This is a genomic window from Chryseobacterium sp. Leaf405 (assembly GCF_001425355.1).
Taxonomy (GTDB): domain Bacteria; phylum Bacteroidota; class Bacteroidia; order Flavobacteriales; family Weeksellaceae; genus Chryseobacterium.
In genome coordinates, this window is sequence record NZ_LMQN01000005.1 from 64,870 (window position 1) to 80,096 (window position 15,227).

General features: G+C 35.8%; 10 protein-coding genes. 7 read left to right on the forward strand and 3 right to left on the reverse strand.

Annotated features, from left to right (window positions below):
* Positions 1–77 precede the first annotated feature (77 nt).
* The 7 genes from ASG22_RS04600 (at position 78) to ASG22_RS04630 (ending at position 13,292) form a co-directional block, all read left to right on the forward strand.
* Positions 78–3,218 (forward strand): gliding motility-associated C-terminal domain-containing protein, encoded by a 3,141-nt coding sequence (locus tag ASG22_RS04600; protein ID WP_055981285.1) that lies wholly within the window; start codon positions 78–80, stop codon positions 3,216–3,218.
* Positions 3,219–3,443: 225 nt separating this feature from the next.
* Positions 3,444–6,287 carry a T9SS type B sorting domain-containing protein gene (locus ASG22_RS04605; RefSeq protein ID WP_055981288.1) on the forward strand — a complete coding sequence of 948 codons (2,844 nt, stop codon included), beginning with the start codon at positions 3,444–3,446 and terminating at the stop codon, positions 6,285–6,287.
* Positions 6,288–6,400: 113 nt separating this feature from the next.
* Positions 6,401–9,802, forward strand: a complete 3,402-nt coding sequence (locus ASG22_RS04610) for a T9SS type B sorting domain-containing protein (protein ID WP_055981291.1) — start codon at positions 6,401–6,403, stop codon at positions 9,800–9,802.
* 159 nt (positions 9,803–9,961) lie between these two features.
* Positions 9,962–10,750, forward strand: a complete 789-nt coding sequence (locus ASG22_RS04615; RefSeq protein ID WP_082504940.1) for a hypothetical protein — start codon at positions 9,962–9,964, stop codon at positions 10,748–10,750.
* 204 nt (positions 10,751–10,954) lie between these two features.
* Positions 10,955–11,746 (forward strand): DUF6759 domain-containing protein, encoded by a 792-nt coding sequence (locus ASG22_RS04620; protein WP_055981293.1) that lies wholly within the window; start codon positions 10,955–10,957, stop codon positions 11,744–11,746.
* Positions 11,747–11,808: 62 nt separating this feature from the next.
* A complete protein-coding gene (gene trmB, locus ASG22_RS04625) occupies positions 11,809–12,486 on the forward strand; it encodes a tRNA (guanosine(46)-N7)-methyltransferase TrmB (protein WP_055981296.1) in 678 nt (225 codons plus the stop codon).
* Between the two features lie 182 nt (positions 12,487–12,668).
* Positions 12,669–13,292, forward strand: coding sequence for a DUF6759 domain-containing protein (locus ASG22_RS04630; protein ID WP_055981299.1), 624 nt, complete (start codon positions 12,669–12,671; stop codon positions 13,290–13,292).
* Between the two features lie 78 nt (positions 13,293–13,370).
* Here the strand turns inward: ASG22_RS04630 and rpsB are convergent, their stop codons facing one another.
* From rpsB to rplM, 3 genes are all read right to left on the reverse strand, one after another.
* Positions 13,371–14,135: a 30S ribosomal protein S2 gene (gene rpsB, locus ASG22_RS04635; protein ID WP_055981301.1), complete on the reverse strand. Its 765-nt coding sequence runs from the start codon at positions 14,133–14,135 to the stop codon at positions 13,371–13,373.
* A 183-nt stretch (positions 14,136–14,318) separates the two neighbouring features.
* Entirely contained in the window at positions 14,319–14,705 is a 387-nt protein-coding gene (rpsI, locus tag ASG22_RS04640; protein WP_045501218.1) for a 30S ribosomal protein S9, read from the reverse strand.
* A gap of 6 nt (positions 14,706–14,711) precedes the next feature.
* The gene (gene rplM, locus ASG22_RS04645; RefSeq protein WP_047397369.1) at positions 14,712–15,167 is read right to left on the reverse strand and encodes a 50S ribosomal protein L13; all 456 of its coding nucleotides are present in this window, start codon (positions 15,165–15,167) and stop codon (positions 14,712–14,714) included.
* Between the last annotated feature and the right edge of the window lie 60 nt (positions 15,168–15,227).

Below are 15,227 nucleotides of genomic sequence, written 5' to 3' on the forward strand. Positions count from 1 at the left end.
ATTTTAACTTTATTTACAATTAATTAACAATATCTCAAATATTATGCTAATTTTGTAGAAATCCTAATTCCCAATATATGAAAAGATTTCTACTTAGCCTAGTATTGGTTTTTCTAACAATTAATACTGTTTTTGCACAGAGAGATACTGAACATTGGTTTGCACCGATGATGTCCCGCGCATCGATGACTTCGCAGGGTCAGGCGATATATTTTTCTACAGATTCTACTACACCGTTTCCTGTAGATATATACAATAACAATGTTATTATTGGTACTGTTACAATTTCCAAAGGACTACCGGCGACTTTCAATCTTTTGGCGGCTACTACCAATCCTGCAGGAAATGCCAATCTTGTTACCACTACGCAGTCCCAGGTTTTTACACCTATTACAAAAGGTATTTACACGAAAGGGACTAAACCATACTACGCCAACCTTAGGCTTTCAATTACCAGTCACGGTGAAATTTTGGTATCTAAAGGAAAAGCAGGTCTTGGTAAAAAGTTTTATGCTGCGTATGCACCCATTACTGAAGCTGGCAATAGTCTCTATAATTTTACAACAGGAATTTTAGCTACTGAAGACAATACTGTCGTTACTGTTTCAGGATATTCTCCTACCGTTGTTTTTTCTAACGGAGCTACAGGAGCTACCACTCCATCTCTATCATTTACTTTACAAAAAGGACAATCTTATATCATAGAAGGACAGGGAACACAGCCTGGAAACCAAACAGGATTTATCGGGGCTAAAATTGAATCCGACAAACCAATTTCTGTAACGAACGGTAACTTCAACGGCCAATTCTCATGGGGACCAGTAGGTAGTAGCTCTGATATTATTATGGATCAGGCCGTGCCTGTAAACAGATTAGGAAATGAATTTGTTTTAGTAAAAGGAAATGGTAATGTAACTGCTCAAATGGAAGATGCATTGATCATTGCTACTGAAAATGATACGCAAGTACAAATCAATGGAGGTCCTGTAGTGGCAACCCTTAATGAAGGACAGTTTTACAGAGTAAATGGTCCTAATAACGGAGCACCAGCGAATAATACAAACTATATAGATCAAGGAAACGGACATTCTAATATGTATGTTAAAACTTCTAAAAATGCATACGTATATCAGCTTCTCGCAGGTCTTGCAACAAGTATTGCAACCTTAGGATATAATTATATACCACCTTTGAACTGTTTCCTTCCAAGAAAGATTGATGAAATCTCAGCAATAAACGACCTTAATGGAAGTACAAACGATATCAAGTTAAATATCCTTACTGAAACCGGCGCTACTGTTAATTATAGCGTTAATGGCGGGGCACCAACTGTACCGACTGCGACAGAAGGGCCATATCCCGTTCAGGGAACATCGGCATGGGTATCATATTCTATCCCTGGATTATCGGGGAACGTTACTGTTACATCAACTAAAGCCGTTACAGCAGGGATTGCCGGAGGTAGTGGCGCTGTAGGTTACGGTGGATATTTTGCCGGATTCTCTTCTGTTCCTGTTATTGCAAAAAAGTCAGGAGAATGTGTACCAGGTATAGTTCTTGAAGTAGATGATGCTTTTGAGGGATACCAATGGTATTTAGAAGGAGTAGCAATTACTGGTGCAACACAAAGTACATATACTCCTGTAGCAGCCGGAAATTACACGGTGAAAGTAACAATGGGGACATGTCCTCCGATTACGACACCTATTTATAAAGTTTATTTTTGTTTAAGAAATACAACAGCCAATGTTAATGCCTGTGCAACTAAAATAATAGTTCCTACATTTTCATTTACAACTCAACAGACTCCTGTAGCAAGTACAGTGACAATCATTACACAACCAACGCACGGAACAGCAGTGATAAGTGCCAATACAGGACAGATTACTTATACTCCGACACCTGGATATTTTGGTCCGGATACGATCGTCTACCAATTCTGCGGTAATGGAGTTGAATTTATTGACTGTGAGCGTATTACGTTAAACTTAACTGTTGTACCGTTCGTTGTAACAGATGCAACAATCAGAGCTTGTCAGTATAACGGAAAAGCATATTTTGATCTTACCACGGCAACAGTTACTACGTATACTCCTGTAATCAAGAAATTCTATTTGACATTAAATGATCTTAATGCAAATATAAATGAGATAACAAATCCTACCAACTATCTTTCTACTGAAGGAACAGTTTATGTAAAAGTAACGACAGATGAAGGTTGTATGGCCATTGCAAAAATCACCTTGTCATTCCTTCCTACTCCGGTAGTAACTGAGGCTACATTGAGCGAATGCTTCCTTGAGATAGATGAAACAAAAGCTTCATTTGATTTAACAATCGCTGCCGTTACTGCTGAAACTCCTGTTACGAAGAAATATTATCCAACTTTCGTAGATGCGAGCAACGGAACAAACGAGATCCTTATTGCTTCACCTTATATTTCAGGAAACGGAACAGTTTATATCAGAGTGTACAACGGAAGTCTATGCTATGCTATTGCTAAAGTAAATCTCATTGTAATTCCTCCTAAGAGATCACCATTATTGGTTGACCAATATATTTGTATCGATGCAAAAACCACTCTTGATGCAGGACCTGGATATCAGTCTTACGAATGGAGTACAGGAGCAACAACGCAGTCAATTTCAGCATCAGTTGGAGATTACTGGGTAATTCTTGAAGACAACAATTGTTTTGTAAAACAAATTGTAAGTGTTAAAAAAGCAGTAGATCCGGTAATTACAGAAATTCAAATTTCCAATAATTCTGCAACTGTAATTGTAACGGGAGGAAAAGCTCCTTATCAGTATGCAGTAGACAGCCCGACAAACTGGCAGGATTCTAATGTATTCACGGGTCTTAGCAGAGGTCAGCACACATTTTATGTAAAAGATGCTTACAATTGTACGCCAATTAATGTAGAGGTTACTGTTCCAAATCTTATCAATGCAATTACTCCAAACGGAGATAATAAGAATGACGTTATCGATTACAGTGAGCTTGCTTATAAAGACAATCTTACTTTTGTGATCTACGACAGATACGGTAACAAGATCTTCACGGGAGATAAGTTCAACAATTATAAGTGGGATGGAAGACATTTCGACAAAAAAATTGTAACCGGAACGTATTGGTATCACATCAACTGGAATGAACCCAACAAAGACAAAACTCCAATTAAATATTCAGGTTGGATTTTAGTAAAAAATATAGATTAAATTTCCGGAAATAATTTAAAACCACGATTTCATAATCGTGGTTTTTTGTTTTAATAAAAAATGCTAAATCGATTGTAACAATACAACTTATTATTCAAGTACCACATAAAAAATAACATTTATTGAATTCCATTAAATAAAATGATTTAAATTTTAGTTTTTTTTGCTCTTTTTATAATTTTATAGAAATTTTATTCTATTTTTACCAAAACTAATTACTTTTCTATGAAAAAACACCTCTACAGTTTACTCATATTTTTGTTTGCATTTTTGCAGGTTTCAGCACAAAGAGATACAGAACATTGGTTCGCTCCGTTTTCGGCAACAAGTATTTCAACATTATCTAAACAGGCTGTGTATTTATCCACAGATTCAGTGATTCCGTTTGACGTTCAGATTTTTAATGATAATGTTTTATTAACGACCATCACCATCAGCAAGGGAAATCCTCAAACGTATGATATTACAACCGCAATGATGGTTGCAAACAGCAATAATTCAGATATTTTTACCGTAATCAATAAAGGTCTGTATCTAAAAGGAACAAAACCTTTCTTTGCAACATACAGATTTGCAATTCCTGCACATGGTGAAATTTTAACATCGAAAGGAAAAGCCGGTATCGGAACAAAATTTTATGCCATCGTTGCACCCATCACAAATCCAACTCAGACGATGAATTTCACCACCGGAATTCTTGCAACTGAAGACAACACAACTGTAACTGTTTCCGGATATTCTCCGACGGTTTCTTTCTCAAATGGAGTAACTGGAACGGCAAGCCCTACATTAACTTTTACTTTAAACAAAGGAAAATCATACGTCATTGAAGGAAGAGGTAACCAACCCGGAAATCTGAAAGGATTTATAGGCGCTAAAATTGTTTCTGATAAACCTATTTCTGTTACCAATGGAAATCACCTAGGTGAATATAATACTAATAATCTTCTTACAGGTGGCGATATTGTGATGGATCAATCTGTTCCTACAGACCGATTGGGAAAGGAATTCGTTTTGGTAAAAGGCTATGGAAATATTTCTTCAGCAACGGAAGATGCTTTAATTGTTGCTACCGAAGACAATACTCAGATTTATGTTAACAATAATCCGGTTGCGGTCACAACAATTAATGAAGGACAGCATTACCGAGTAAATGAACTTTCCAATACCAATTATATTGATCAGGGAAATGGTCATTACAATATGTATATAAGAACCAGTAAAAACGCTTATGTATATCAGCTTTTGGCGGGTTCTGCAGGTTCTAGTGCTACGGTTGGTTTTAATTATATTCCGCCATTAAACTGTTTATTACCGAGAAAGATTGATGAAATCGGAATGATAGAAATGCTTCCGCAGCTTTCAAATACAATTAAATTAAATATTCTAACAGAAAAAGGAGCAACAGTTACTTATACGGTAAACGGCGGAGCACCCATAACCCCTACCGCAATTCAGGGACCATATGATGTAACAGGAACTCTTGACTGGGTATCTTATACCGTTCCAAACATGACAGGAAACGTTGCCATTATTTCGACAAAAGCCGTAACAGCAGGAATTGCAGGCGGTAGTGGTGCCGTAGGTTATGGAGGATATTTTGCAGGATTCTCTTCAGTTCCGGCTATTTCAAAAAAGAACGGAGATTGTGTCCCGGGAATTGTACTTGAAGTTAATGACAGTTTTGAATCTTATCAATGGTTTCTTAACGGAAATCCAATCATAGGAGCCAATACATTCGAGCACACTCCTATCGCATTAGGAAATTACACCGTAAAAGTAGGAATGGGCGGCTGTTTTGCCACCACTCCAATTTATACTGTACAATCTTGTTACGAACAAACGGTAAAATCATTAATTGTATGTCAAAACCAAATCGTTGTAACTCCAAAATTCACAAATAATCAACAACCCGTCATTGTAGGAACAGTACAAATAGATACTCCTCCTACTCACGGAACGGCATCAATAGATCCAGCAACAGGACTTATTACGTATACACCTACTGCCGGTTACACGGGGAATGATCAAATTATCTATCATTTTTGTGGAAATCCTGCCGTAGTGGGATGCGAGCAGGTAACATTAACTTTAATTGTAGCTCCAAACCCTGTGGTAACAAATGCTACTTTGAGGACATGTTATTTAGAATCAGATCCTACCAAAGCTTCTTTTAATCTGGAATCGGCGGGAGTTAATTCTCAATCGGGAATGACTATACAATATTATCCTACTCTTAATGATCTTAATAATGGCACCAATATAATTTCAAGTCCTCAATCTTCCGCATATATTTCATCGGGAGCTACGGTATATGCCAAAGTAATCAATGCAAACGGATGTTTCAATATTGCACAAATTACTTTGATTGTATTACCACCCGTAAAATCTAATGTTTTAAGTGACAAAATTACTTGTATTGAAAATACCGCTGTCTTAGATGCAGGACCTGGATTTGACGGCTATCAATGGAGCACAGGAGAAACTACACAAACAATTACTGCTGAAGTGGGAGCGTATTGGGTAATATTAAAAACCGGAGCATGTTTCACAAGACAATTAGTAAAAGTAGTTCCTGCAGTACAACCCGTAATTTCAAATCTTGAAATAAAAAATAACACCATTACCGTAACTGCAATAGGCGGAACACCACCTTACAAATATTCTTTGAATGGAATAAACTGGCAGGATTCTAATTTTTTTGAGAACCTTCCAAGAGGTGAAAACAGCATTTATGTAAAAGATTTTTATAATTGCGAACCTATTGATGTGACGATTACAGTTCCGAATCTTTTGAATACCATTACACCAAATGGCGATAACAAAAATGATTATATCGATTATTCGGAATTGGCATATAAGAAGAATCTTGTGTTTAATATTTATGACAGATATGGGAACAGAGTTCATCAGGCAAAACAATTTAACGGATATAAATGGGACGGAACCATGTACGGAAAGAAAATACCTACTGCAACGTACTGGTGCGAAATCAGTTGGACAGAACCCAACAAAGCACAGACAGTTGTAAAATACAACGGCTGGATTTTAGTGAAAAATCTTGACTAACATTAAATAAATAAAACTCTGAAAACCATGATTTTGATATCATGGTTTTTTATTTTGTTTTTTTAAATTATAACACTTTTTATTATTAAATTTGTAATAAACGTGACCATTGAATGAAGAAATTTTTATCTTTTTTATTTATATTCTATTTTTTCACCTCTGCATTTGCACAATTGGACAGAGAACACTGGTTTGCGCCTATGGTCGACAGAACCGGAAATCCCAATCCTTATCAAAAATTATACCTGTCAACTAGCCGTACAACTCCTTTTCCGGTAAGTATTTACAACAATAATGTTTTAATAGGCACTGTAATTATAAGCAAAGGGAGCCCGCAGAAATTTGACATTTTAAGAGAATATCTTATTACGACACAACAAACTGATCTTTTTACCCCAACGACAAAAGGAATTTATGTAAAAGGCGAATTTCCTTTTTATGCCAATGTGAGATTCTCGGTGTATAATCACGCAGAAATTATTACTTCAAAGGGAATTCCCTCCACCGGAAAACTTTTTTATGCAGCCAACGCACCCATAACTGTCAACAGTAACATTCTGAATTTTATGACAAGTATTCTGGCGACAGATGATAATACGACTGTGACCATTTCAGGATACAAACCTACCGTACAGTTTTCTAACGGCACAAACGGAATCACTACGCCATCAATGACTTTTATGTTAAATAAAGGGCAATCGTATATCATCGACGGAATTGGAACAAATACAGGGAATTCAGATGGTTTTATCGGAGCAAAAATTGTTGCCGATAAACCTGTGAATGTTACCAATGGAAACTTTAACGGACAGTATGCTGGGAATATTCCAACAAGTTCAGACATTTTGATGGATCAGGCAGTTCCGGTAGATAGATTAGGAAGTGAATTTGCCTTAGTAAAAGGTAACGGAAGCATCGGTACCAATATGGAAGGCGCACTTGTTATTGCAACTGAAAATAATACTTTGGTCTATGTAAACAATGAAATTCCGCCTGTTGCGACTTTAAATATTGGACAATATTATATGATTCCCGACACAAAATATCAGAATCAGGGAAATAATCACTATAATCTTTATATCAGAACTTCTAAAAATGCTTACGTCTATCAGGTTCTTGCAGGAAATTCCAATGCAACAGGAAGTGAAGTCGCAACCGGAGGTTTTAATTTTATTCCGGCTTTGAATTGTTATTTACCAAAGCAAATCAATGAATTAGGTTTAATTGATGAAAATTTTGTGTATTCAAACGGTAACCCGAATGGAATTTTAAATATTCCGACAAAATTAAATCTTATTACGGAAAGAGGGGCAGTCGTAACCGTAAATGGAGGAGTTCCTCCGGCAGCAACTGGTCCTTTCAATATGACCGGGACAACAAACTGGGTTACCTACGGAATTCCTAATATAACAGGAACGCTCACTATTGTTTCTACTAAAGCTATTACTGCTGGAATCAACGCAGGGAGTGATGCCGTGGGATATGGAGGATTCTTTGCAGGCTTCCCCACTCAGCCTGTTATTTTAAATTCGGGAGGAGGTTGTGCTCCGGGAATTATTCTTACAATAGACCCTCTCATTTATGATTCATATCAATGGTATGTCAATGGAAACATTATTCCGGGGGCTACAAATTCAACGTACTCACCTACCCAATCTGGATATTATACCTGTTCTGTAACAATGGGAAACTGTGCTCCTTTGATATCAGAACCTTTTAAAGTTTTAAACTGTACCAAACTGTCTACAGCTACGTATGGCGTTTGCAACATTCAGACCATTACCCCTACTTTTACAAGTTCAACACAAATTCCGGTGCCTTCCACTGTTTCGATTTTAACGGCTCCTACTTTAGGTACAGCAACAATCAATGCAACAACAGGAATCATTACTTATACTGTAACCAATCCCGGAACAGTAGGAACAGACACTTTCACTTACACATTTTGTGGAAATGATGTTAATTTAACGGATTGTGAAACAGTAACAGTAACGATTAATATTCAAGCTTTAACAGTAAATAATGCAACCTTGAATGCATGTGATATTTCAGGACAGGGAACATTTAACTTAACAACAGCAAATGTTACCAGTAATTCTCCGGTTACAATCACCTATTACACAACATTGCTGAATGCGCAAAACGAAACAGCCGGAACATCAATTACGGCACCGACTACTTATAGCGCACCGAACGGAACTATTGTTTATGCAGTAGTAAAAAATTCAATTGGATGTAAAAGTATTGCTCAGATCACACTGAACCTTTTCCCGCTTGCCGTTGTTTTAAATAATTATACCGGAATTTTCTGTGATGATAATTTGGATGGAATTGTAAATATCACTCTTTCAAATATTACTCCAATTGTTTTAACTAATTCCACTTATTTTCCGATTGTAAGATATTATGCAAATATCAGTGATGCCAATATTGGAAACAACAACACACTTCCTAACAACTGGAGTTACACCGCAACGACAACGATTTATATAAGAGTAGATTCTCCCGATGGCTGTGCAGCGGTAGTGAAACCTCTTACTTTTATCATTGGTGCCAAAGTCCCATTATTAAGAAACACTCTTTCCCTAAATGTTTGTGATGATAATTTAGATGGAATCAAGCAGGTTGATCTTATGCCTTATATCAACCAATATACACCCGATCCTCTGGTAACAGTAAGTTTTTTCGGAACATTGGCAAATGCTCAGAACAACGTCTCTCCTATTGGGAATCCTGCTGACTTAACTGGAAACCAAACTGTTTATATAAGATTCGAAAAACCTGGAGTTTGTCCGGAAATTGCGTCGATTACCGTTAATATTAAAATTCCTAAAAGCTCAAATATTTTAGTGGATAAAGTAATTTGTCCTAAAACTCTTACAACATTGAATGCAGGTCCCGGATTTGATTCTTATCTGTGGAGCACAGGCGCAACAACTCCTTCTATTGATAATGTAAGTGCTGGAAGCTATTGGGTAGATCTTACATTCGATGGCTGTACGTATAGACAGGTTGTAAATGTTACAGAATCTACTCTGCCTATCATTACTTTAATTGAAATTAACGGAAGTACGGTAACAGTAACGGCAGGCGGCGGAACTCCTCCTTATGAATATTCCCTTGATGGTTCTAATTGGCAAACTACCAGTGTCTTTATGAATGTACCAAGAGGAAATCACATAATGCATGTTCGCGATTCTAATAATTGCCAGGAAGATACAAGACCTTTTGTGATCATCGATTTAATTAATACAATTACTCCAAACTCAGATGGTTACAATGATGCGATTGATTATTCTGCTCTGATGGATAATGACAATATTGTGTTCCGTATTTTTGATAGATATGGCGCTGAGGTTTTCCGTGGAAGCCGCACCAATAGATTTATCTGGGATGGAAGAATAACCGGCAGACCTGTAAATACAGCTACTTACTGGTATTTTATCAGTTGGACGGAATTCTCCGGAACAACCACCGTAAAATATTCAAGCTGGCTTTTAGTAAAGAACTATTAATTTCAATAAAACAGAAAGATTTTCACAAAGTATTAATTAAAAGTGAATCTTATAACATTCCTTAACAATTTTACAGCAAAGTTTAATATAACTTTAACCACTTTTCGTGAATTAATCAGGTTTAAATTATTGGTTTTCTGCGTAATTTTGCCTCACAATATGAAGAAGCTATTTACCCTATTGCTGTTGGTTTTTCTGGCAAAAATCAATGCTCAAACCTACTCAGGAGAAGTTTTCCTTAGGGATAATTCTGTATTATACCTGAATCAGGTATATGTAACCAACCTTAATACATTGAAAACCGTTCTTACAGATTACAACGGAGATTTTTCCATTCCTGCAAATACCGGTGATGTGATCCGTTTTACCTCGATTGTTACAGAGCGAAAAGACATTAAATTGACTCCCCAGATGATGGAGCAGAAAAATTTAATGGAACTTAAAATTGCATATCATGATATTCAGGAAGTAGTCATCAACAGATTCAGACCCACCGGGAATTTAAGATATGATGTGAATGTTCTGAGAAAAGAAGACAAAGGACTTGCCATTAAAAAAGTAATTGGTCTGCCAGAACCTAAAGGTGACGGAACTTCTCCACAACTTCCTGTTGCAGGGTTTAGAGACGGCGGGCTTACCTTCAGTCTGGAAAGCATTTATGATATTCTTTCAGGTGAAAGAAAGAAAAAGCAGCGTTATATGGCGTATGAAAAAATGAGCAGCTCTGTGGCTCAGATTAAAAATTATCTGGGTAAAGATTATTTCACAAGATTTAAAATTCCTGAAAACCTTATCGATAATTTCCTTCAATTCGTTTATACATCAGAAAATATAGAACCGTATGTGATGATAGGTAATTTTGAAGCCGTAAAAATTCCTATCGAAAAATATTTACCTATTTATCAGCGAAGACTGAAAAACTCGCATCTTCAGGATGTTATAAAATAAATTAATCTTTTGAGATAAAATTCATGAAATGTATATTACTAAAATTGTGATATACATTTTTTGTTTTTTTAAATTATGTTTAATTTTAGCAAAGATTTAAGTTTTAAATATAAGATGGTGTGATTTTCGCTGAGTTTTATAGATTAATGCATTGAAAAAATCAACAAAAAGAGAAATATTTACTTTCTAACGCAATACAAATGAATGAAAAAGTTAATCCTATTTTTTAGTACAATTCTATTTATTAATCTTTCCGCACAGAGTAAGGATTACAGCCAGATTTTAAAAAGTAAAAGTATTTACGAGATCAATGCTTTCTTAAGAGATGCACATCCCGATGATCCCAGAAGATCTGTATTGAAACCACGTGTGATGGGCATGATGAAAGAATATATTCAATACGCAAAACCGGGAGATCCAAAAGTAAAACAAATGCAGACCTGGCTTGCCATGCTTAGAAGCGGAACTTCTACCAAGATCAGTTTTGAGCAGATGAATGCTGCCATTAAACAGAAGCAAATATTAAAATTCCAAAGAGAATTGCAGGTCGGGCAATCTGCTGTAGCTTATATCCCGAGTTCTCCTCAAAATGTGTATGTAACCACTCCTTCTGTTTCATCTTCAGAATCATCAAAACCCATTGCAACAATTCCAGATACAGAAGCTTCAGAATTTAATTCATTGATGGCTGAAAACCCTACGGAACATAAAGATAAAACGGTAAAAATACTAAATTCTCTTTTCGACAACGATCCGAATACAAAAGAATGTATCGTGATGATTGAAAACAAATCTGACTGTAATATCATTGTAAGAATGGATGGTATAGGAACAATAAAATACAGACTCCCGGTTCCTGCACATGGTGACAATTCCGTTGTTGTGCAGAAAGGTGATTACCTTTTTACAAGTATCGTTTGCGGTGCTGAATACGCTTCTCAAAAAACAATTCAGAAACCTTTAATGGTTGCCTTGGGAAGTTCTGCAAGAAAATAATCTTGACATAAAAAAGAGCATTTATATAAAATTCGTTATTTTTACAGGATTTTAAAATTCTCATGGGTAAAAATAAATTAGCAAGATTCGCAGAAAACAAAATACTACCAAATGTAATTCAGCCGACAAGAGATGAAGCTCTGACAGGTTTTAATCTTAAAGGAAAATGGAGAGCAGATTTCTTTAAAAATGACAATCCTATTGTTCTGGAATTAGGCTGCGGAAAAGGAGAATATTCAGTGGGTCTTGCAAAAACTTTCCCTAAGAAAAACTTTGTCGGAATTGATATTAAAGGCGCAAGATTCTGGTTTGGAGCAAAAGAAGCTATTGATAACGGCATGAATAATGTTGCTTTTTTAAGAAGTCAAATTGAACTTGTAGACCATTTTTTTGATGAAAATGAAGTAGACGAAATCTGGATCACGTTCCCCGATCCACAGATTAAATACAGACGTACAAAGCATAGACTGACACATCCTGATTTTCTAGAACGATACAAAAAGTTCTTAAAACCGGGCGGAATTGTTCACCTTAAAACAGATTCTGAATTCCTTCACGGTTATACATTAGGATACTTGCAAGGTGCCGGTTACGAAATCATTTCAGCTCACCACGATATTTACGGCGCTGCTGAATATGATCCTGATACTCCACACTTAAGAGATATCAAAACGTATTATGAGGAATTATTTTCTGCCAAAGGAAAAACAATTACTTATATTAAGTTCAAAATTAATTAAAAACTAAACAAATGATGAAACCTACTAAACACTACAACAGAAGTTTACAAATTTAACTTATTACCTATTTTGAAGTAATAAAGTTTGCTCAAATGATAAAGGGTGTGAAAATTTCACATCCTTGTATTTTCGTTTATTTAAGTCAACAAACACAAAAAATTTATTCAATAAAATAACACATTATGAAAAAAAGATTCCTACTTATTGTCTTAGTTACGACATTGATATCGTGCAAGTCAAGTAACATTAAAAGCAATTCACAAAATATCCTCGAAAGTAAAAATATTAGTGAAATAGAAAAATTTCTGAAAACAGCCCATGCAGACGATCCGAGAAGAACAGTTCTAAAGCCTAAGTTAATCGCACTGAAAAATGCAGAATGGACAAAAGGTAAAAACAACGCAAAAGCCATGGAAGCGAGACCTGTAATTTCAGAAATACCTATTATTAACCCCAACTCTTCTGAAGCCGAAGAATTTAAGCGCTTAGTTACTTCCACATCAAAAGAACACAAAGATAAAACCATAAAACTTCTGAATACAATGTTTAATGAAGACATCAGCAGCAAAGAAGTTATCTTTCTGTTTAAAAATGAATCTGATTGTAATTTGGTTTTAAGAATTCAGGGAAAGGATTTTTACAACATGGCAATTCCTGCCAAAGGTGAAAATTTTATCGTCATTAATAAAGGGACTTATACTTTAACAAGTAACGTATGTGATGTATCTTACACTTCAAAAAAGGACATCAACAAGAGTCTTTTATTAACCATCCAAAATCCTAAACAGATTAATAAAAAGAAATAATGTTTACGCATTTTAGTCAAACAAAAGACCGCTGAATCTCAGATTCAGCGGTCTTTTTATTTTAAAGAAAACCTTTAATTATTCAGCAGAATCGAAATCTGCATCTTTATCAGCAGATACTACTTCTCCTTCTTCTTTAGATTTTTCTTTGTCAGCTTTTCTTTGAGTCTGACCGTCTTTGATAGATTCTGAAACAATGCTCAAGATCATATCGATAGACTTAGAAGCATCATCGTTTCCTGGGATAACGAAGTCAACTTTTCTTGGGTCAGAGTTAGTATCAACAATACCGAAAACTGGAATACCTAATTTCTTAGCTTCAGTTACAGCGATGTGTTCTCTCATGATATCTACAACGAAGATCGCAGAAGGAAGACGAACCATGTCTGAGATAGAACCTAAGTTTTTCTCTAAGTTAGCTCTTTGTCTGTCAACTTGTAATCTTTCTTTTTTAGATAAAGTTTCGAACGTACCGTCTTTTTTCATTTTGTCGATATGGTTCATTTTCTTTACCGCCTTTCTGATAGTAACAAAGTTTGTTAACATACCACCTGGCCATCTTTCTGTAATATAAGGCATATTAAGTTCAGCAGCGTGCTTAGCAACTACTTCTTTCGCTTGCTTCTTAGTCGCTACGAAAAGAACTTTTTTACCTGCAGAAGTTAATTTTTCTAAAGCGCTACAAGCTTCATCCAATTTAACTGCTGTTTTATGTAAGTCTACAATGTGAATACCATTTTTCTCCATAAAAATGTATGGAGCCATATTTGGATTCCACTTTCTAGTCATGTGACCGAAGTGTACACCAGCCTCTAGAAGGTCTTTTACATTTGCTTTTGCCATGTTTTCTGTTTTTGTTAGTTTACTTTCCGCTTCTTATGCAATCAACAGCTTCTTTAGATGGGAGAAGTGTTTGGATGCTAAACGTAACGGGCAATTTTTTTGTTTTGATAAATAGATTTTAGATATAAGAAAACAGATTGAATAAATTCTGAAATCTGAAAACTTGCATCTGAAGTCTGAAAATTAACGTTTTGAGAACTGGAATCTCTTTCTTGCTTTTTTCTGACCTGGCTTCTTTCTTTCCACCATTCTTGCGTCTCTTGTAAGTAAACCAGCAGGTTTCAATGCCAATCTGAATTCAGCGTTGATTTCGCATAAAGCTCTTGAAATACCTAATCTGATAGCTTCTGCCTGACCTGTATTTCCACCACCGAAAACATTTACGGTAACATCATACTGACCAACAGTTTCAGAAAGGATAAACGGTTGGTTTAATTTGTAAACCATCACGTCTGTAGAGAAATAAGTTGCAGCATCTTTACCGTTTACTGTAATAACACCAGAACCTGGTCTTACATAAACTCTAGCTACAGAAGTTTTTCTTCTTCCGATTTTGTGAACTATAGACATAATTAATTATTTAAATTCGTTAACATTAATTGTTTTAGGCTGTTGAGCTTCATGCTTGTGCTCTGTTCCTTCATATAAATAAAGGTTTTTAAGCAATGCAGATCCTAATCTGTTTTTTGGAAGCATTCCTTTTACAGATTTTTCCAATACTTTTAAAGAATCTTTTTTCTGAAGTTCAAGAGCTGTCATAGACTTCTGTCCACCAGGGTAACCTGTATGCCAGATATAAGTCTTATCGTTCCACTTGTTTCCTGAAAGAGTTACTTTCCCAGCGTTCAAAACGATTACGTTATCACCACAATCTACGTGAGGTGTAAAGTTCGTTTTGTGCTTACCTCTCAAAATCTTTGCAACCGTAGAAGCTAGTCTTCCTAACGGCTGTCCTTCAGCGTCTACCACAACCCATTCTTTATTAGCAGTAGCTTTGTTCGCTGAAACAGTTTTGTAACTTAATGTATTCACACGTTTTAGTTAAAGATTAAACATAATTTGCCCCTAAAAGGGTGTGCAAAGGTACACATT

What these genes read in the sequence shown, in the direction of transcription:
- ASG22_RS04630 (WP_055981299.1), top strand. Translation starts at nt 12,669, where the DNA reads ATGAAAAAAAGATTCCTACTTATTGTCTTAGTTACGACATTGATATCG.
- rpsI (WP_045501218.1), bottom strand. Translation starts at nt 14,705, where the DNA reads ATGTCTATAGTTCACAAAATCGGAAGAAGAAAAACTTCTGTAGCTAGA.
- ASG22_RS04600 (WP_055981285.1), top strand. Translation starts at nt 78, where the DNA reads ATGAAAAGATTTCTACTTAGCCTAGTATTGGTTTTTCTAACAATTAAT.
- rpsB (WP_055981301.1), bottom strand. Translation starts at nt 14,135, where the DNA reads ATGGCAAAAGCAAATGTAAAAGACCTTCTAGAGGCTGGTGTACACTTC.
- ASG22_RS04605 (WP_055981288.1), top strand. Translation starts at nt 3,444, where the DNA reads ATGAAAAAACACCTCTACAGTTTACTCATATTTTTGTTTGCATTTTTG.
- ASG22_RS04620 (WP_055981293.1), top strand. Translation starts at nt 10,955, where the DNA reads ATGAAAAAGTTAATCCTATTTTTTAGTACAATTCTATTTATTAATCTT.
- ASG22_RS04610 (WP_055981291.1), top strand. Translation starts at nt 6,401, where the DNA reads ATGAAGAAATTTTTATCTTTTTTATTTATATTCTATTTTTTCACCTCT.
- trmB (WP_055981296.1), top strand. Translation starts at nt 11,809, where the DNA reads ATGGGTAAAAATAAATTAGCAAGATTCGCAGAAAACAAAATACTACCA.
- ASG22_RS04615 (WP_082504940.1), top strand. Translation starts at nt 9,962, where the DNA reads ATGAAGAAGCTATTTACCCTATTGCTGTTGGTTTTTCTGGCAAAAATC.